Annotated in this window: 13 protein-coding genes; 8 read left to right on the top strand and 5 right to left on the bottom strand. The window is 50.9% G+C overall.

The window, feature by feature from the left end; genetic code table 11:
- Window positions 1-224 precede the first annotated feature (224 nt).
- The 3 genes from PBA01S_RS20500 to PBA01S_RS20490 form a co-directional block, all read right to left on the bottom strand.
- On the bottom strand, window positions 225-875 hold the full coding sequence (locus tag PBA01S_RS20500; protein WP_127576626.1) for a transcriptional regulator: 651 nt from the start codon (window positions 873-875) through the stop codon (window positions 225-227).
- A gap of 388 nt (window positions 876-1,263) precedes the next feature.
- Entirely contained in the window at window positions 1,264-2,037 is a 774-nt protein-coding gene (locus PBA01S_RS20495) for an OmpA family protein (RefSeq protein ID WP_371859557.1), read from the bottom strand.
- Between the two features lie 104 nt (window positions 2,038-2,141).
- Entirely contained in the window at window positions 2,142-2,978 is an 837-nt protein-coding gene (locus tag PBA01S_RS20490) for a flagellar motor protein (protein WP_127576625.1), read from the bottom strand.
- A gap of 262 nt (window positions 2,979-3,240) precedes the next feature.
- Between PBA01S_RS20490 and uvrB the strand changes: the two genes are divergently transcribed.
- Both uvrB and uvrA read left to right on the top strand, forming a co-directional pair.
- On the top strand, window positions 3,241-5,235 hold the full coding sequence (uvrB, locus tag PBA01S_RS20485) for an excinuclease ABC subunit UvrB (RefSeq protein ID WP_028539046.1): 1,995 nt from the start codon (window positions 3,241-3,243) through the stop codon (window positions 5,233-5,235).
- Window positions 5,236-6,009: 774 nt separating this feature from the next.
- Window positions 6,010-8,889, top strand: coding sequence for an excinuclease ABC subunit UvrA (gene uvrA / locus PBA01S_RS20480; RefSeq protein ID WP_127576624.1), 2,880 nt, complete (start codon window positions 6,010-6,012; stop codon window positions 8,887-8,889).
- 230 nt (window positions 8,890-9,119) lie between these two features.
- On the opposite strand, the gene PBA01S_RS20475 is transcribed toward uvrA, so the two are convergent.
- Complete coding sequence (locus PBA01S_RS20475; RefSeq protein ID WP_127576623.1) at window positions 9,120-10,757, bottom strand: nitrite/sulfite reductase; 1,638 nt, start codon at window positions 10,755-10,757, stop codon at window positions 9,120-9,122.
- Window positions 10,758-11,110: 353 nt separating this feature from the next.
- Here PBA01S_RS20475 and PBA01S_RS20470 point away from each other — a divergent pair, with 353 nt between their 5' ends.
- The 3 genes from PBA01S_RS20470 to PBA01S_RS20460 all read left to right on the top strand — a co-directional run bounded on the left by PBA01S_RS20470 (window position 11,111) and on the right by PBA01S_RS20460 (window position 16,177).
- Window positions 11,111-11,326, top strand: coding sequence for a DUF2759 family protein (locus tag PBA01S_RS20470; protein ID WP_016314089.1), 216 nt, complete (start codon window positions 11,111-11,113; stop codon window positions 11,324-11,326).
- 299 nt (window positions 11,327-11,625) lie between these two features.
- Window positions 11,626-12,849 carry an S-layer homology domain-containing protein gene (locus PBA01S_RS20465; RefSeq protein WP_232228336.1) on the top strand — a complete coding sequence of 408 codons (1,224 nt, stop codon included), beginning with the start codon at window positions 11,626-11,628 and terminating at the stop codon, window positions 12,847-12,849.
- A gap of 634 nt (window positions 12,850-13,483) precedes the next feature.
- On the top strand, window positions 13,484-16,177 hold the full coding sequence (locus tag PBA01S_RS20460) for a DUF5704 domain-containing protein (protein ID WP_255315402.1): 2,694 nt from the start codon (window positions 13,484-13,486) through the stop codon (window positions 16,175-16,177).
- 44 nt (window positions 16,178-16,221) lie between these two features.
- Here the strand turns inward: PBA01S_RS20460 and PBA01S_RS20455 are convergent, their stop codons facing one another.
- Window positions 16,222-16,773: an AbrB/MazE/SpoVT family DNA-binding domain-containing protein gene (locus PBA01S_RS20455; protein WP_127576621.1), complete on the bottom strand. Its 552-nt coding sequence runs from the start codon at window positions 16,771-16,773 to the stop codon at window positions 16,222-16,224.
- 209 nt (window positions 16,774-16,982) lie between these two features.
- Between PBA01S_RS20455 and PBA01S_RS20450 the strand changes: the two genes are divergently transcribed.
- The 3 genes from PBA01S_RS20450 to PBA01S_RS20440 all read left to right on the top strand — a co-directional run.
- Window positions 16,983-17,606, top strand: a complete 624-nt coding sequence (locus PBA01S_RS20450; protein WP_028539049.1) for a deoxynucleoside kinase — start codon at window positions 16,983-16,985, stop codon at window positions 17,604-17,606.
- A gap of 3 nt (window positions 17,607-17,609) precedes the next feature.
- A complete protein-coding gene (locus tag PBA01S_RS20445) occupies window positions 17,610-18,272 on the top strand; it encodes a deoxynucleoside kinase (RefSeq protein WP_127576619.1) in 663 nt (220 codons plus the stop codon).
- 430 nt (window positions 18,273-18,702) lie between these two features.
- Window positions 18,703-20,243 (top strand): peptidase U32 family protein (locus PBA01S_RS20440; protein ID WP_164744217.1); only part of this gene is annotated, 1,541 nt, incomplete at its 3' end.

The raw sequence follows: 20,243 nt of genomic DNA, 5'->3' as shown, positions 1-20,243 counted from the left end.
CACTTTCCATTTTAACCTACGAGATGTAGCAATTTGGAGGGCTGTCTTTTGTTTACGTTCATCTTAGCTAGAACTCTGCGGAAAGGAGCAGAGCAGGGAGCACGGTGCACAGTGTACGGAGTAGGGAGCGGGGCAGCAGGGCAGCAGGGCACGCCTTTTATACGCATGGTTCGAGCCATCACAGGGCAAACCAGCTGCTGGTAGTTGTCCCAACCCCGCTTTTTTCAACGCACTAGACAGTAGGTCCGATAACGTTCCCTTCCACTGGCAACCAATAGATGCTGTTTTTGAACTAATTTGTGCAAAACACGTCTAGCGTGTCGGTCTGAGATCCGCAAATGCTCTGACAGTTCCATTGGACTAAAGGGTCGCAACAGTCGTCTCGCAAAACGTACTGTTTCTGCCTCCAGCCAATCTAAATTTGGTTGTACCGCTAGGGTTATGAATTTGCCGACAAAAGACAGGGCCAGCTGTTGGCATTGCTTGGGTTCCTCTACGATTGACAAGTAAGCGACAGGGAGTAACGTCCAGCCATCCAAGGCCAATAAACTGTGACGCCAACACAAATCCTTAAAACGCCGGACGTCTAAATCTCTTGCATGGGGGCCGTATCCTTGGATCTCAATCGCCCCCTTAGCTATGCCTGCCCCTGGAAGATAAGCGAGGTCCAAGTATCGATAACCGTTGTTAAAGTCACGCACCTCCCATTCCGGATACAAATGATCAAATTGCCCAATGGCCGGGAACCAAACGAACCTCAAAAACTCCATAGTGCCGTGCCCTAACCCCTTTTTGAGGAGCTCCAATCGTCTAGGATTCTTCTCTTCCTCCATTTGTTGTGTCATCCACGCATCAAACGCTTGGTCAAATTTCATCCCAATTACCCCTTCCTCTATTTAATGAAAAATAAAAACGCCGTCCCGATACCTCCCTGCCCAATTCGGGTCGAGGTATCAAGACGGCGTGTGCTTCACGTCCGATTTAAGAAATAGTTTATCGTGTTAATCACATTCAAGCAATGGTTTCTCTATGAGGTCCCTGCAGCATGATCCTTCTAACGGACCGAGAGGACCTTACTTCATCCATAGTCTTACGCGATATATGTTAACGGACACCAGTGACGTTATTTAATGCAAAATCGGACATAACCGACGAGAATCCAACCAATAGGGTCTCTCTGGTCCGTTAGCCCGGGAAATCGTCCGGGAAATAGCAAATAGCGTCTTTGTGGTCCGTTAGAGTCAGCGTACAACAAGAGACACACTACTCCTGCAACTGCCGCAATACTGTGATTTCCACCCGGCGATTCTTTGAGCGGCCTTCGGGTGTGTCGTTGTCGGCGGCGGGGCGGGTGTCGGCGTAACCGGCGTATTGGAAATGCTGCGGATCTAACTTCTCCTTGTCCACGAAAAACCTCAGCACCGACAGCGCTCTGGCTCCTGACAGCTCCCAGTTGTCCTTGTACTTCGAGGCGTACACAATCGGGAGATTGTCCGTATGGCCTTCAATGCTGATGACCGTGTCAAGCTGTCGGAACAAGCTGGCGAGCTTGGCGAGTGTTTTGGTGGAGCCGCTTTTGAGATCAGCCTTACCGGTGTCGAACAGAAACCGGTCGTTTAATGTGATCGAGATGCCTTGGGGCAGGTCAGCCACATGGATTTGATCCTCCAGCGAATTGTCTTTGATGTAACTCTCAATGAGCATCATCAAATTGGCGAGATCTTCCTCCTGCTTGCGAAAAGCAAGCTCCCGTTCCGTCAACGGAGCCTGCCCGCTGCTGTCCGCTTGACCTGTCGTGCCTTGTCCTTCGCCTTGCTTACTGCCATTTTCGGCTGAAGCCGGCGGATTTTTGTGAGTGTACCGGTCGGCCGTCCCTGTAATTCCACTGCCTAACTCCAGGATGGAATCGCCGCCTTTGAACGTGTGCTGGAGGGAGGAGGTCACGACCTCATATTTTTCCACGTCTAACCGGCTCATGGCGTACATCATCACGAAAAAAATCAACAACAGCGTAATCAAATCCGCATAGGTGATCATCCAGCGGTCCTTCGCATCGCTCCGCACTGAGCGGCGTGCACGTCGGCGAGATTCACGCGTCGAAACGTCCGGCTCGTTCATTTTTTCCGATTTACTGGAAAATCTCATAATTCATTCTCCTCGGAGGCTTGAATGCGAGAGCTGCTTCCGAAGCTGGCCGGTTTCTCTGCCGGACCGTTATCCGACAGAAGACGCGCGGTTTCCGCAGTATAGGATTCCAGCTTTCGCCGGACAAGCAGTGGATGGTCGCCGTTTTGGATCGACAAGATTCCTTCCAGCATCATTTCCATCCGGTCGATTTCGTCATCGCCGCGCGCTTTAATTTTGGAGGCGATCGGTAGAAAGATCAGGTTGGCACTAGCTACCCCATACAACGTTGCCGTAAAAGCAAGCGCAATCGAAGGCCCCAATGCGGTTGGTTCGGATAAGCTGCCAAGGACGTGGATAAGCCCCATCACCGTACCGATGATCCCCATTGTTGGGGCGTATCCGCCGGCCGATTCGAAGATTTTGGCGTAGCCGTCATATTTTTTTGATACCGCATCGATTTCCAGCTCCATGATTTGCCGTACCATTGACCGATCTGTTCCATCCACCACCAGTTGAATCCCCTCGCGCAAAAAAGGATCCCGATGCTCCGCCGCCTTCTTCTCCAAAGCCAATACGCCTTCACGGCGGGAAGTGGAGGACATGTCCACGATATCCTCGATCACGTCGTCCTGTGCCGGGGATTTGCTCATAAACGCCAGTGCCAGCGCCTTCGGAACCGTTCGCAGCTTGGCAACCGGGAAGCTGATCAACACGGCAGCAAAGGTGCCGCCAAACACAATTAAAGCGGCTGTAACCTGCAACAGACCGCCTAATTGACCGCCTTCGAGCGTAAATCCGCCAACAAGGGCGGCGAGACCAACAATGATGCCTACCAACGTTGCAATATCCATGAAATATGAACAACTCCTATCTTCGACTTACCGTTTGCATCTATAGGATGAAAAAGGTATAATACATGGGAACACCTATTCCTATTTTGATAAATTTAGGAAGGGCGCAGGCGTTAAGCTTGGTTTATTCATCGGAAGGATGACGATCCTAGTTTATATGTAGAAACAAACTTCTTGAGTAACCAAACTCATGTCATAAATAAAAATAATGTCAAATGACGCCTCTAGTATTCCATTTTAGACGATAGGGTGATGTTGGACAATGAGTGAAATCGTGGTTAGCGACAATAAATTCGAGCTGATCTCCGAATATACGCTGCAAGGCGACCAGCCGGAGGCGGTGCGTCAATTGGTGGAAGGCGTGCTGGCTGGGAAAAAGCACCAAACACTGCTCGGGGCCACGGGGACGGGTAAAACGTTTACGATCGCGAATACGATAGCGAAGCTCGGACGACCCACCCTCGTCATTGCGCACAACAAGACGTTGGCAGCGCAGCTGGCCAGCGAATTTCGTGAATTTTTCCCCAAAAACTCTGTTGATTACTTCGTCAGTTACTACGACTACTACCAACCGGAAGCCTACATTCCTTCCTCCGACACCTACATTGAGAAAGATTCCAGCATTAATGAAGAAATCGATAAACTGCGGCACTCGGCGACCAGCGCGCTGTTCGAGCGGCGGGATGTCATCATTGTGGCGAGTGTGTCGTGTATTTACGGTCTCGGTTCGCCGATGGAGTACCGTAATTTGGTGCTGTCTCTGCGGGTAGGGATGGAGAAGCCGCGTAATCAAATTTTAAGCCGGCTGGTGGATATCCAATATCAACGGAACGATATCAATTTCGTACGCGGTACGTTTCGGGTGCGCGGCGATGTGCTCGAGATCTTCCCGGCTTCCCATGGGGAGAAGGCGATCCGCGTGGAGTTTTTTGGCGATGAGATTGAGCGGATTACGGAGATCGACGTGCTGACCGGCGAATTGGTTGGGGAGCGGGAACATGTGGCGATTTTCCCGGCGTCTCACTTCGTGACCCAGGAAGAAACGATGAAGATTGCCCTCCAGAACATCGAACGTGAGCTGGAAGAGCGGTTGGCGGAACTCCGCGCGCAAGGCAAGTTGCTGGAGGCGCAGCGGCTGGAGCAGCGGACGCGGTACGACATCGAGATGATGAGAGAGGTCGGCTTCTGCTCCGGGATCGAAAACTACTCCGGTCCGTTAACATTCCGTGAGCGGGGGGCGACGCCGTATACGTTGCTGGATTATTTTCCGGACGATATGTTGATTGTCATCGATGAGTCTCACGTCACACTGCCGCAGATCCGGGCAATGTACAATGGTGACCAGGCGCGTAAAAATGTGCTGGTTGAACACGGATTCCGCTTGCCGTCGGCGCTGGATAACCGGCCCCTAAGATTCGAGGAGTTCGAGGAGAAGGCGACGCAGCTGATTTATGTCTCGGCGACGCCAGGCCCTTACGAATTGGAGCATTGCGATACGATGGTCGAGCAGATTATTCGTCCGACTGGCCTGCTGGATCCGGTCATTGAGGTGCGGCCAACGAAGGGGCAAATCGATGATCTGATCGGAGAAATCCGTGACCGCATCGCTAAAGACGAACGCGTGCTGGTAACGACGTTAACGAAGAAGATGGCTGAGGACTTGACCGATTACCTCAAGGAAGTTGGTATCAAGGTAAGGTATCTTCACTCTGATATTAAAACGCTGGAGCGGATGAGTATTTTGCGCGACCTGCGGTTGGGAACGTTCCATGTTCTGATTGGGATCAACCTGCTGCGGGAAGGTCTGGATTTGCCAGAGGTTTCGCTGGTGGCGATTTTGGATGCCGACAAGGAAGGCTTCCTCCGTTCGGAGCGCTCACTGATCCAGACGATCGGCCGGGCTGCGCGGAATGCGGATGGCCGCGTGCTGATGTACGCTGACACGATCACGGAGTCGATGGATAAGGCGATCAAGGAAACCGAGCGGCGGCGCAGCATTCAGATCGCGTACAACGAGAAGCACGGCATCACGCCGCAGACGATTCGCAAGAAAGTCCGCGATGTGATCGAGGCGACCAAGGTCGCAGAGAGCAAAGCGGATTATCTGGCCGATGCCAAAGGCAAGATGTCCAAGCGCGACCGCGAAGCGATGATCGCCCGCCTCGAGGCCGAGATGAAAGAAGCGGCCAAAAACCTGCAATTCGAGCGTGCGGCCGAGCTGCGCGACGCGATCCTCGAACTGCGGGCGGAGGCATAAGCGTAGGCGAGCTGGCGCCGTTTAGCAATATGAGCCAGCCATAGGTTAGTCAAACAAGATTGCTGACCTATGGCCCTGGTTTGGGGCGGCTCATATGGGACTCTTAGGTTGTAAGTTGCTGTAACGGAACGGAGAGACCTTATTTGCTCTAGAGAGCAAGGTTTCTCGTTCTAACGGAACGAGGAGACGCTATTTTGCTTGATAATGCACTAAACGTCGTTATAGCTGGTGAATAAGGTCTCTGGGTTCCGTTAGGACGGGAAATATCCAGGAAATCAACGAATAACGTCGCTACGTTCCGTTAGAATCCGGGCGCCCTGGGAGTGGGGCGTCGGCAAACCAACCCTATGTGAATAGCATCGTGATGGGAAGCCGATTTTTGGAGAAGAGAAGTTAAATCAAGTTTAAAAATCGGGTTTTTAGCACCGAGAAGGTTGGATGAAGGAGGGAGTGAGTAGCGGAGCGTAGGTGGGACTACGTGAGCAACGGAGCGACCGACTGAATTCAAGATTCGATGTCGAAATACTCCTATGAATAGCCTCGTGATGGGAAGCTGATTTTTGGAGAAGAAAAGTTAAATCAAGTTTAAAAATCGGGTTTTCAGAACCGAGAAGGTTGGATGAAGGAGGGAGTGAGTAGCGGAGCGTAGGTGGGGCTACGTGAGCAACGGAGCGACTGACTGAATTCAAGATTCGATGTCGAAATACTCCTATGAATAGCATCGTGATGGGAAGCCGATTTTTAAACAACATCTATAAAAGGGAGATGAAGTTGTTGGGTCGCGAGAACATAGTCATCAAAGGCGCCAGAGCGCACAATCTGAAAAACATAGATGTCACGATACCGCGCGACAAGTTTGTCGTGCTTACGGGGTTGAGCGGCTCCGGCAAATCATCGCTTGCCTTCGATACGATTTATGCCGAAGGGCAACGCCGTTACGTGGAGTCGTTGTCTGCGTACGCCCGACAGTTTTTGGGGCAAATGGATAAGCCGGATGTGGACTCGATCGAAGGATTGTCCCCAGCCATCTCCATCGACCAGAAGACGACGAGCCGCAACCCGCGTTCGACGGTAGGGACCGTTACGGAAATCTATGACTATCTGCGTCTGTTGTACGCCCGGATCGGGCATCCGCATTGCCCGGAGCACGGTATTGAGATTACGTCGCAGACCGTTGAGCAGATGGTGGACCGTATTATGCAATATCCGGAGCGAACGAGATTGCAGATCTTAGCTCCTGTCATTTCCGGCAAAAAGGGCGAGCACAAAAGCTTGTTCAGCGAAATCGCCAAGCAAGGCTTCGTTCGGGTTCGTGTGGATGGTGAGCAGCGCGATTTGTCGGAAAATATTGAACTGGAAAAGAACAAGAAGCATACCATCGAGGTCATTGTCGACCGGATCGTGGTGAAGGAAGATGCACGCAGCCGGCTGGCCGATTCCATCGAAACGGCGCTGAAAATGTCCGGCGGACAAATCCTCGTGGATATTATTGGCCAAGAGGAGCTTCGCTTTAGCTCGAACTATGCTTGCCCGATTTGCGGATTCAGCATCGAAGAGCTGTCGCCGCGGATGTTCTCGTTTAACAGTCCGTACGGGGCTTGCCCAGAGTGCGACGGACTTGGCGTGAAAATGATCATCGACAAGGACTTGCTCATCACGGATCCTTCCAAATCGATTGAGGAAGGCGCATTTGAGGCTTGGGCGGGCGGCACCTCCAACTACTATCCACAGTTTTTGAGATCGGTGTGTGAGCATTTTAATATCCCGCAAAATGTACCGGTTTCCGAATTAACGGAAGATCAGATGGACAAGTTGCTCTATGGCACAGGTGATGTGAAGGTAAGGTTCCGCTATGAGAACGATTTTGGCATGACCCGGGATGCCTATGTCACGTTTGAAGGGATTATCCCTAACTTGGAACGGCGTTACCGAGAAACGACCTCAGAGGGGATCCGCGAGTTCATCGAGCAGTTTATGGGATCCAAGCCTTGTGGTACCTGTCATGGTCACCGTCTGAAGAAAGAGGTTCTGGCCGTAACGGTAAATGATCAGAACATCGCCCACGTGACGTCTTTGTCGATCGGCGAAGCCCAAGAGTTCTTTGGAAACTTGGAGCTGACGGATAAGGAAAAATCCATTGCCAACCTGATCCTGAAGGAAATCAATAACCGACTTGGGTTCCTGGTGAACGTCGGCTTGGATTATTTGACGCTGAGTCGCGCGGCTGGCACCTTGTCTGGCGGCGAGGCACAGCGCATTCGGCTGGCGACACAAATCGGTTCGAGCCTGATGGGTGTCCTCTACATCCTGGACGAGCCTAGTATCGGGCTGCATCAACGGGATAACGATAAGCTGATTTCAGCGTTGACTCACATGCGCGATCTTGGCAATACGTTAATCGTCGTGGAGCATGACGAGGATACAATGCTTGCTGCAGACCATATCATCGATATCGGGCCTGGGGCAGGGATTCACGGGGGGCAAGTGATCTCACAAGGGACTCCTCAGGAAATCATGAACGATCCGCGCTCCCTAACGGGGCAATATTTGAGCGGGAAGAAGTTTATCCCGGTACCTTTGTCTCGACGGAAGCCGGATGGCCGCTGGTTAGAGATCAAAGGAGCCAAAGAAAACAACCTGAAGAACATCAACGTGAAAGTCCCGATCGGGGTGTTTACGGCGGTGACGGGAGTATCCGGCTCCGGTAAGTCGACCCTGGTTAACGAGATTTTGTATAAAACGTTGGCTCGCGACTTGAACCGGGCGAGAGTGCGTCCAGGCCAATACAAGGAGATCAAAGGCCTTGAGCATGTGGAGAAGGTCGTCGACATCGACCAGTCTCCAATTGGGCGCACGCCGCGATCCAATCCGGCAACGTACACCGGAGTGTTTGACGATATTCGCGATCTGTTCTCGCAGACGAACGAAGCGAAGGTACGCGGCTACAAGAAAGGCCGTTTCAGCTTCAACATTAAAGGTGGTCGCTGCGAAGCCTGCAAAGGTGACGGGATCATCAAAATTGAAATGCACTTTCTGCCGGACGTTTACGTTCCTTGCGAAGTTTGCAAAGGCAAGCGATACAATCGCGAGACGCTGGAAGTCAAATATAAAAACAAGAGCATTGCCGATGTGCTGGAGATGACGATCGAGAATGCTACGGAGTTCTTCCAAAACATTCCGAAAATTCATCGCAAGCTGCAAACGCTGATGGATGTTGGTTTGGGGTATGTGACCCTGGGGCAACCGGCAACGACGTTGTCCGGCGGGGAAGCCCAACGCGTGAAGCTGGCTTCGGAGTTGTATCGCCGCAGCACCGGCAAGACAATCTACATTCTCGACGAGCCGACCACCGGCTTGCATGTCGATGATATCGACCGGTTGCTTAAGGTGCTCCATCGCCTGGTTGACTCCGGCGAAACGGTGCTTGTAATTGAGCACAACCTGGACGTAATCAAGACGGCCGATTATTTGATCGACCTGGGGCCGGAAGGCGGCAGCGGGGGAGGTACAGTGATCGCCACTGGTACACCGGAGGATATCGTGAAGGTGGATAAATCCTATACCGGCCGATACCTGGCGCCGATCCTCAAGCGGGATACGAAACGCACCGCCGAACTTAATCAAGTCGAAGAGAAAGATCGGGAAGTCGTATAGTAGAGAAAAGAGCAGCCTCTATTGAGAGGTTGCTCTTTTTTTTTGGGGCGGCCGGAGCCTCTTTTTGCCCCTCTTTTTGAGGATTATCCCGTTGCATCAGATGGGAAGGATCTCTGAACGAAAGGGATAATTGTGGAAAAGAGGCTACAAAGATAGAAAGAAGGCCGGCCCCAAAGGGACCGGTCTTTTTTTTAAAATGATATCGAATGTAGTAGCTCACGCCACTCCGCTTATGATGCGATTCCCGCAGCCAGTATTTGGTTCAGCTGTTCTTGGAACGCCGGAACTCCGACGCGTCGAACGAAATCATGGAACGATTCGGAAGCATTGCGATTCGTTTTGTAGAATAATAGCAACTGCTCGAGGACATAGGCGACCTGGTCGCCTTTGACGCGACCTTTAAGCGCTTGGTTAAACTGGGCTTGCGGCCCGTTAGCTCCACCGCCTAATGTCCCGCCTACAGCAATATCAAATGCGTCAACCATACCTTCCGGCGTCTTGATCAGCGAACCCTGCAAGCCGATATCGGCGATATGTTTTTGGCCGCAAGCATTCGGGCATCCGATAAAGTGGATGCGAACCTTTTCGTCCAGTTCAACATGTTCGTCCAGATATGCTGCAACTTCAGCTGCGCGCCGTTTGGTTTCGACGATGGCCAAGTTGCAAAATTCATTGCCTGTGCAGGAAACGGTCCGGCTCATAAAATGCTTCGGAAACGGCGTTAACCGCTGAAGAACCGGTGCTTGGAGCGCTTCTTCCACTTTGTCGTCTGGAATACCGCTGATCAAAATATTTTGCGACATCGTAGTACGGATTTTGCCCTCGCCGTATTGGTCAGCCACATCGGCCAGCTGCTCCAGCTCATCGGCGTTCAAACGGCCTACAGGTACGTTAAGGCCAATATAGTTCAGCCCTTTTTGCTTTTGCGGATGCACTCCGTCGAAATAGGCGGCTTGCCAGCCGACGGTCTTGTCTTCCCCGCGAGACTCCAGCTCACCTACCAGCTCGATTAATTTCTCTTTAAATTTCTCCGGCCCCCAGTCGGCGACAAGAAATTTCAGGCGAGCGTGGTGGCGTTTCTCCCGGTAGCCGTAATCACGGAATATCGTGGTGACCCCAATCGCCACTTTCAGCACTTCCTCAGGTCTAACGAAAATGTCGAGCGGCTTCGCCAAATGTGGCTTTGCGGATAAACCACCGCCCACCATGACATGAAACCCGATGGTCTCTTTTCCGTCAATCACCTTGACCGCGGGGGTGAAGGCCAAGTCATTGATTTCCGCTTGCGCATTATTGTAAATGTTTGCGGAGATCGACATTTTATATTTTCGCGGTAGGTTGGAGAAGTCACGGTTCAGCAGGAAGAATCGGTTGACTTCCTCCACGATCTCCGTCGTATCCATTAATTCATCCTTGTCGATTCCAGCAAGCGGGTTCCCTACGATGGTACGCGGGCAGTCACCGCAGGCTTCGAACGAATACAGCCCCACCTTATCTAGGCGCTCAAAAATATCCGGCAAGTTCTCCACCCGCAACCAGTGGAACTGGATTGCCTGGCGTGTCGTTACATCCACCAAATCACGGCCGTACAAGCGAGAAATTTCCGCCAGCGCACGTGCTTGCTCCGTGGTCATGATCCCGGTATTGATGCGTACGCGCATCATGAAGTGACCGTCTTTTGGCTTTTGTTGATATACGCCGGCCCATTTGAAGCGATCCATATCGTCAGCAGGAATCGAGTCGTAACCTTTCACTGCGTATTCCTCAATGATGGTGCGGATGACGTCCAGCCCGTCTTTTTCCAGTTTAACGAACTCGAATTTGTTTAATTTCTCCGGCTCTTTGGTCCATATCGGTTCATAAGCCATGCGATAACCTCCCTATGTTACGTTTGGGTTAAGAATCCTCAATGGATCCCGTGTATTAATTCCGACAATAAAACTCTGAATAAGGTTATTTTTCATGGTACCATAGAAGCCTAAGAGCGTAAACAAAGAAAGGAATTTTCTGGCATAAGACTTCCTTATGAGCAACTAAAGATCTGGTGATAATGTATTTGTCAATGATATCCTGCATAAAATAAAGCTTGAATCTGGCAGCAAACACGTAAATTCAGCGAAAACTTTGACAAAATCTTGTCTTTCCTCTTGCATCCGAACCGGAGGGAAGATAACATAGAAGAAGAGTTGTGATTTCGTGGATTTCAAGAGGAGGTTTCGCGATGTTGCTCCAAGCAGCGGAAGAAACAGCAAAAACAACGAATTTTAACGGGTTCGATATTTTTATGATTTTGTTTACGATCGTGATTTTTATTGGCGTGATCCGTCTGTTGAGAGAGCGTCCGAAGAAGAACCTGTTCGCGATCGCTTTCGGGATCATTAGCTTGCTGGTCTTTTTGGCATCGGATGCAATTATGATTAAGACCTGGTTTAGTTAAGCAAAGCAAGCGATACATATTTCCTTATGTGAAATAAGCCAAGGCACTTTATTCTTGATAAAGGAATAAGGTGTCTTTTCAATTTACAGGATCTGGATTATAATAAGAGCCAGGTGAAGCACACCTTGACATCTTTTGGATGGCGAGGTGTGTTTTTTATTTGCAACAAATGGATGAATTTATCAGAAAAGCAAGAAGAAAGGAGGTTTTTGGGGAGTGGAAGCGAATATGTGAAGATACATATTTTTCCTTTGAGGGAAAGTTGAAGACTAGGTGTGGGAGTGATGAATGTGAAAAAGATGCTGGTGATAGGGCTGGTTGGATTGATGTTGGTCAGCTTGATTCCGGGTAAGCCTCATCTTCATGCCGCTTCCGGAGGGTTCCCAGATGTTAAGGAAGGGCACTGGGCTAAAGCGGCGATTGAGTCGGCTGTAGCTAAAGGTTATTTTAAAGGCTATGCAGATGGAACCTTTAAACCAAATGGAACCGTAACTCGAGCTGAGTTTGCTGCCTTATTAGCACGGGTAGCTAAAGCAAAGGAATCGGAGGAATCAGAGGCGTCAGGGCACTCGTTTTCAGATTTAGCGGGGCATTGGAGCGAACCTGAGGTCGAACGTGCAGTAGCCCTTGGTTTTATTCAGCCTAGCGACTATCCAAATGGGTTTCAGCCGAATACGCCGATCACCCGCTTTGAAATGGCCAAGTGGATGACATCAGGCCTGGCAGCCAACAGCGATGACTTTAAACAGGCGTTGGAGGACACTAAAACAACGGTAATCCCGGTAAGAGAATATTTTAAACCGGGGATCCCTGAGTCGAAGTCTTCCTATGTTGCCGTTGCCTTAGGGACTAAGTTGATGAGCGGGTATCCGGACGGTACCTTTGGATTGGATAAGAAAGCAACCCGCGCGGAGACCGCCATCATTCTGCAGAATTATGAGCAGGTGAGTAGTAGAGAAGCGGGGAGTTTTTTGGGATTAAATGAATTACGAGAAGTCGGAACTCAACGCACAAATATGGAAACGATCAGTCCATTTACGACAGGGAATAATCCCTTGACCAATGTAGTAGATAAAACGCTGACGTTCCGTAACCATGCTGGCAGTGTTAAACTTCGCAACTATATCATTACGGATAGTGAGGACTTTAAGGATATTAAAAGTATTTACGCACCATTATTTATTGATCAAACCGATTATGACGCCCGTTTGGATCGACCGGGAAGGTACAGAGCCTACATTCAAATTACTATCTATCCAAAAACAAAGGATTTTGATTTGGGCCATTATATGAACGGTTCAATTTATGGGCTGGTCAATGGGAGTAGAATTGCAAATACGAAACTAACGGAAAAATACGGGTATCTTACATTGCCTAATATGTACACAAAGGAATTTTTTAAAGAGCATAATTCCAGTGACGGGATAACATTATGGGTAGAGACTATTCTCAATATTAAAACATCTCCGGGTGATCAACTTACTACAGACGACGGTTCTTTTTCCTCATTAAGACTTAAATAAGGGGCGAAAATGAATGAAAAAATGGAGTGTCTGGTTTTTATTACTCACTCTATTGGTCTTGCCCTGGAATTTCGCAAACGCTGCATTTGAAAATGGTTATCCTGCTTTAGGTATTGAGGTTTCACCTGTTGGGCCAGCACAAATGCAAACTGTTAGAGTAGAGGTAAGTGGTGATGCTACAGCTCGACCAAAGGTAGTTTGGGTGCAAAGCGATACAGATATTTGGACGGCTACCTTTGATGATGGAACTCGCGTAGATACGGGTACACATGGTCGAGGCACCAGTGCAGAGCCCTTAAGACAACGAATTGATTTCACTCTCGACTTATCATCGTATGCACCAGATTCTTTGGAAGACGTTCTAGGAAATAAGTTCTTGAAATCATTCATTAAAGATTTGTCTATTGATGATATGGAATGGAGAGAAGAAAAAAGCTATGAGCCAGTCGGAGCCAAGCCAGTTTTTCAAAAGGGAAGCACTAATGCTACAATCAAAGTTTGGACTGGATATCCGTTAATCGTTAGTAACAAGTATAAATATTCGACCCGGTATGATGGTGAAGATAAGTTTATGGCCGAGTATTACGTTCCTATGAAAGTTATATTTAGTGGCTACGTGGTTGAGAAAAAGAGAATGCGTGTGCTGGATAACGCTACGTTGGCGGTAGGCCAAACCAAGGACTTGAAGGCTCAAGTTAATACCTTAGAGTACAACATGTCCGACTGGGGCGATAAATGGTTTGATGTTACTTCAGCTAGCGAGACCTCTTGGTCTTCTAGTAACACTAGTGTGGTAACAGTTGATGGGAACGGAAAAGTGACAGCGAAATCACAAGGAACCGCCATTATCACTGCCCAATGGAAAAAGGGACCATACTGGTTATACGGGTCAGCTACCATAACTGTAGGAACCGGCGGGGGAGGTCCGGGCATTCCCACAGACCCGACACCACCTCAATGCACACAACCCACCCCCAGCGGCAATGTCATCGATGTACCGTTAAATGACCCCGCCGTGAGTGCGGTCATTAAGGCGGATAGTCGGGGGGCGGAGCAATTTAACGTGCTGGATGGGATTCCTACATCCGAAAGCTTATATGGGAATGTCTTTGCCAAAAGCTACTTGTCAAAGAATCGATTCGTGGAGATGGCCGGGAAATGTACTTTTGAGATTACGGTAAACCGGGAGTATACGTTAACGTGGGACCCTGGCAAAGAGGTGGAAGGGCCGGATGGCACAACCCATAAGGAGCCGGATCCCCAAACGGATACGGAGACCCTGACGAAAACATACACCATCGAACGTCAATATTCCTATTGGGTTATTGATAACCTCGAGGTATACAAAATTAATGAGGCAGCTTTGCAGAATTACGCGTTTGAAGGCAATGGCATTCGAATACAGCCTACTGGGTATACTCCCCCGTCCTACTCGACGAGTTTAACGCACGGGTTCACGCCGCCGAATCCAGAGAATCCGGTAGAAGCGCCTCCCGGAAGTAAATCTGGGGGAACGGAAAGACCGGATGTGAGCGGGGAGGACTTGAAGTCTTTTGCTGAGAATGCCGTGGAAGAAGTGAAGGTCAAGAATGATACCTTGATCTTTAACGGAAGTACCATTATGAATGGCGCTGAAACGAGTCGATCGGGGGCGCGGCCCGGCCAGATTCCCTCAGCACCGCAAATCAACGAAAATGTGCTGTATAGTCCAGGTCATGTGATCCCGACTAGCAAGACGAATAAGGCGAACCAGCCTAGTACCGGCACGATCTATTACGGGCTGATGAGCGGCAACATCAATGGCGGCGCGGACAAAAGCTTCCCTATTAACGGGATCAACAGTGTAACTGTACATACGCCCGTAGTGATATACCCCGGTGTCTCCGACGACAAGGCGCATAATCAGAAGACGACGCCCGCGGCGGGGCGGTCGGCGGTGATTTTGGATCGGCCGTTTACCGTCACGATGCCTAACAGCGGCCAGCATACCAATTACTTGGGGTACGGCAACCGGGACTATTTGAAGTATGTCGGCAGCAAGCAGGTTCGCTTCCCGTTTGATGTTTATGAGGGAGCGAAGGCGAGATTTTATCCGAAAAATACCTGGATCGAAGTGGACAAGACTCGGGAGCAGTTTGACTTCTATCTGCCTGTTTGGGTGGATGAAGGGTTTTATACCGTGGAATTCCGCACCATTGCACATAATGCGCCAGCCGGAGCGACGGAGCAGACGAATGCCAACTTGAACCTCACGCATCATATCGCTTACGGCACCGTGCCGGTTGATGTGATTGGGCGGGTGTTCGATTTTAAAGTGACGGATATTGCCGATTACAACTGGGAAGGTGTGTTTCGGACGGCTCCGGGAAGCCCGGTGCCCACCGGGGCTGCTTACTGGGTTGGACTCAACGGGATTGATGGAGCCCCAAGAGGCAATGCGCCACAGTATACGCTGCCCATCCGACCTGGCAGTCATCCGCTTTACAAAAACGCAGTCATCAAAACGGGTTATCACTTCAAATTTGATCTAAAAACCAAAGGGAATATGTTTGGGCCCTTAGATCAAATCGTGATCACCCCCACGTTTGATTTCATCGATGCCGAAAGCGGAAAGCGCCAGCCCGTCGATCTGTATTACCATACCGGCAACCGGAGTTATGTTCGGATCGGATCCCCCTTGGACCAGGTGCAGCGCTATGTGATTCTTAACGAACGCCTGCGGAATGTGCCGATCGAGGAGCTCACGGATACCGCGCTCTATAAATACGATCACGACTACACCTTTGATCAGGTGGCCGGCATCGGACGAAGCCAGTTCGTGCAGCGGTTCATCCAGAAGCAATCGATGCAAAAAACTCCTGTCGGCAGCCTGAGCCTGCTGCGGTTACCGGAAGGCGTTCGCACGCTGATCGGCCCGAAGTCAGGAATCCCTGCAGGCGTTGACCCTGCTCGGGTGAATGCCGCAGTACAACGATGGTACGGCGAGTACAGCCTGCCAGCCGAGTTATACGCGGTCCCGGCGGGGACGAACGTAGCGGAGTATGGACGGACGCATGGCGGGTTGACAGATCGGTCGGAGATCTTTTTGAAAAAAGGTTATATCGTGGTGAACTTCAACATCGAGACGGTGCGAAACGGGGAGTTGGGGAAGCCGTATCTTCAATACATTCACGCGCCGCTGATGAACCAGTGGACGGGCATGGAAGGATTTGCGCGGAGTGTGGTAGACCCTTACGGTCGGCGCTTCACGCTGAAGGATGGGGATGTGGCGTTTTACCATGCGGATCTGTCGAGTCGGGATGATTTCAGGCCGCTCGTGACGCATTAATTGTATTCGGACTAATGGCTCCTTTCCCTAGAGGGAGGAGCTTTTTAGGTTTGGCCATCCTTTTTCTTCGTTTTCATAGCTGGATCGGATTGTCTTAATTCCTGGAGTAGTTGACTCACCCGACTCTGGGAAATGCCTATCCTTCTGGCCCATTCGCTCTGTGTGGAGTTGGGGTGGGTGCGCATGGCTTCCAATAGCCGTTCGTAGGCTTTACCGCGTTTTCGACCTCGTTTTCTTGCAGCGATATCCTTGGTGGGACGACCCGGCCCCCTATTTTCTGCGGATGCGGTTACCGCAACCTCCTCTGTTCCCGGCGAGGCAGGTGGTGAACTGAGTTCCAGGGTAGCCTGAAGACGAAGCTCCTGGATGCAAGAGGGACAAATAAATTTTTCATGATAATAGAGCAGGTTATCCAGGGTCTGGCAGAACATGCAGGCTTGAGATTGATATTTACGAATCATGATCCATCGAGAATCGGGGTCAATGAAAAACTCCATCGGATCCTTTTCCTCGATGTCTAATACCCTTCTCCATTCAATCGGCAATACGATACGCCCGAGTTCATCCAGTGCTCGAACGATTCCTCTTCTTCTCATCGGCTTACCTCCTATAGGTTCATCCATACAGTAATTCGACATAACTTCAAAATTTCCTGTAAGCTCAAACCATAAGTACCTTTTTCTCCAAATCATTTATCGCCTCTCTTCTACTAGCCTACTTAAAATGAAAAAGCCGTTTGCCTGAATTCTGTGATACAATATTCTAGTCTATTTTTCAGGCAAGTGAGATGTGGGAGGACCCTCAAGTGAAGAAGCCATGCCCGTTTATCGCCGTGGAAGGCGCCATCGGAGCCGGAAAAACCACGCTGGCCACGATGCTCGCTGAGCGGTTTGATTTTCCGCTGTTGAAGGAGATCGTGGAGGAGAATCCGTTCCTGGACAAGTTTTATCAAAATATCGAGGAATGGGCGTTTCAGCTGGAAATGTTCTTTTTGTGCAACCGGTATAAGCAATTGGAGGATACGGTAAAAAACTACGTGTCCCGAGGGCTGCCGGTCGTGTCGGACTATCATATTTATAAAAACTGGATTTTTGCCCAGCGGACGCTGCAAGGGGACAAACGGGAGAAGTACCGGCAGATTTATCATCTGCTGACCGACGATCTGCCAAAACCGAATGTAATTGTGTATATCCAGGCGGAACTGGCGACCTTGTTAAAGAGAATCGAAAAACGCGGCCGCAGCTTTGAGCAGGACATCGATCCCGGCTACCTGGAGCGGCTGATCGAGGATTATGAAACGGCGATTACACAGATTAAAGCGCGTGAACCGGAGACGGTCGTGATTACGATTGATGGCAATACGCTGGATTTTGTGGAGCATCCGGAGCATTTTGAGCAGATCGTTGCGCAGATAAAGGAGCACTTATAAAAAATGAGTCATGAATTGTACATCCCCAAAGACGCCTTAATCACGGTAGCGGGTACCGTTGGCGTTGGCAAATCCACGTTGACGACTGCGTTGGCAGCTCGGCTTGGCTTTCGCACTTCGATGGAGAAGGTTGATAATAACCCGTATCTGGAGAAGTTCTATCAAGATTTCGAGCGATGGAGCTTTCATCTGCAGATTTATTTTCTAGCAGAGCGGTTTAAAGAGCAGAAGGCGATCGTTGAAGCGGGCGGCGGGTTCGTTCAGGACCGTTCGATTTATGAGGACACCGGGATTTTTGCCAAAATGCATGCTGATCAAGGAACGATGTCCAAGACAGATTACGAGACGTACACGAGTCTGTTTGAGGCGATGGTGATGACGCCGTATTTTCCGCATCCGGACGTGCTCATTTATCTGGAAGGGAATCTGTCCTCCATTCTGAAGCGGATCCAGCTACGGGGCCGGGAAATGGAGATTCAGACGGACGTCTCCTACTGGGAGCATATGCATGAACGGTATGCGAAGTGGATCGAGGAGTTTGATGCCTGCCCGGTGCTGCGGCTGAATATCGATGAGTACGATGCCACAGATGAAGCGTCGTTGGACGAAATTATCCGCCAAGCGGCAGAAATCATTCATGCGTCGCGGGCGACGCGAAACGGTTAAATATATATCATGAGGTCAATGGGAGCTGAGGCTACTGTTGGCTTCTTTTTTTTGGTGAGACAAGGGTGGGCTTGGCTTCGGATAGGAGAGGTGCGTTTGGGGGGCTTTTTGATGATTATCCCGTTGCGTCAGAGCTTAGGGACAGAGAATGCTTGCAAAAAGAGAATAGGTTGCGCGGACAAGGCTACCTAATTTCGCCCCCTCTCTTGATCCCCTTTTCTGAACGAAAGGGATAATGGTGTAAAAGAGGCGTGAGAAGGGCAATAAGGGCTCTGAGGGCGGGCCCCATGTTTTTCCTTGCGAATGGATGGAAAAGCTAGAGTGCACGGGCAATGTCTGCTAGAATATATAAGTTGATAATTCGCTTAAATTTGAATTTTTGCAATCAAGTAGAATAGACGCCGGCTGCGGCCGGATTGGGAGGACATACATGAGCAAGACGACGTTAACGCGGCAGGATGTGGAGCTGCTGGCGCCCGCCGGCGATTGGGATTGCATGCGGGCGGCGGTGGCGAACGGGGCGGACGCGATCTTTTTTGGCGTGGAGAAGTTTAATGCCCGGGCGCGGGCGAACAATTTCCGGATGGACGAGCTGCCGGAGATTATGGCTTTTTTGCATAGCTATGGAGTTAAGGGGTTCCTGACCTTCAATATTCTTGTGTTCGAGGATGAGCTGCGGGATGCGCAGGAGTTGGTTGAGGTGTGCATCAATGCGGGGGTGGATGCGGTTATCGTGCAGGACCTCGGGTTGGTGAAGCTGATCCGCGAGTTGTCACCGGATTTCCCGATTCATGGCTCGACGCAGATGACGATTACGTCGCCGGAAGCGGTGGAGTTCGTGAAGCCGTGGAATCTGGAGCGCGTGGTGCTGGGCCGGGAAAACAACCTCAAGCAAATCAAAGTCATCGGGGAGCAAGCCAAGCTGCCGATGGAGGTATTCGTGCACGGGGCGCTGTGCGTGTCCTACTCCGGTCAATGCTTGACGTCGGAAATGTGGGGCGGACGCTCGGCGAATCGCGGCGAATGCGCGCAAGCGTGCCGGCTGCCGTACGACCTGATCGTCGACGGGGAACAGAAGCCGATGGGCGATGTGGCTTACCTCTTATCGCCAAAGGATTTGGCGGCGATCGACATCATGCCGGAGTTGATTGAGGCGGGCGTGACGTCTTTTAAAATTGAAGGGCGACTGAAAAGTCCGGAGTACGTTGCCAACGTGGTGAGCAAGTATCGGAAGGCGATTGACCGTTATTTTGACGGGGATGATACGCGTCCGTCGAAGGAGGAGATTCGTGAGCTGCAGCAGAGCTTTTCGCGCGGCTTTACGCATGGCTTCCTGGAGGGGACGAACAATAAGAAGCTGGTCGACGGGACGTTCCCGAAAAGCCGGGGCGTTTACCTCGGCCGCGTAGAGAAAGTGCTGCGCGACGGCGTTGTCTGTAAGCTGGAGGCGCCGCTGAAACGCGGGGACGGGATTGTGTTTGATGCTGGAGATCCGACGCAAAAAGAAGAAGGCGGCCGCGTCTACGACCTGCGCCGTCAAGGTGTGAAGCAAGAAGGCGAAGCCGGGGAAGGCTGGATCGTCGACATTGTGCCGGGCCGCAACGACGTGGATTTGCGCCGCGTGCATGTTGGGGATCGCATTTGGAAGACGAACGACCCGGCGCTCGACAAGCGGCTGCGCCAGACGTACGAGACCGAGAAGCCGTACCGCGTCTTCCCGGTGCATGTGCGGGCCGTGGGCCACGCCGGCGGGCTGCTGAACACCTTCTGGACGGATGTCCAGAAGGGAACGACGGTGCAAGTCGACTCGGAGCTGGAGCTCGAGGTCGCGCAAAAACGGCCGATGGACGCCGCCCTGCTCGAAGAGCAGTTCGGGCGTCTCGGCGGCACGGTGTTTCAGCTCGAGAAGCTGGATGCGGAGCTGCATGGCGACGTCATCCTGCCGATCCGAGAGCTGAACAGCATCCGCCG

This window comes from Paenibacillus barengoltzii NBRC 101215 (genome assembly GCF_004000745.1).
GTDB classification, from domain to species: domain Bacteria; phylum Bacillota; class Bacilli; order Paenibacillales; family Paenibacillaceae; genus Fontibacillus; species Fontibacillus barengoltzii.
The sequence above is the reverse complement of the archived record's forward strand: the minus strand, read 5'-3'. Positions and strand labels throughout refer to the sequence as shown.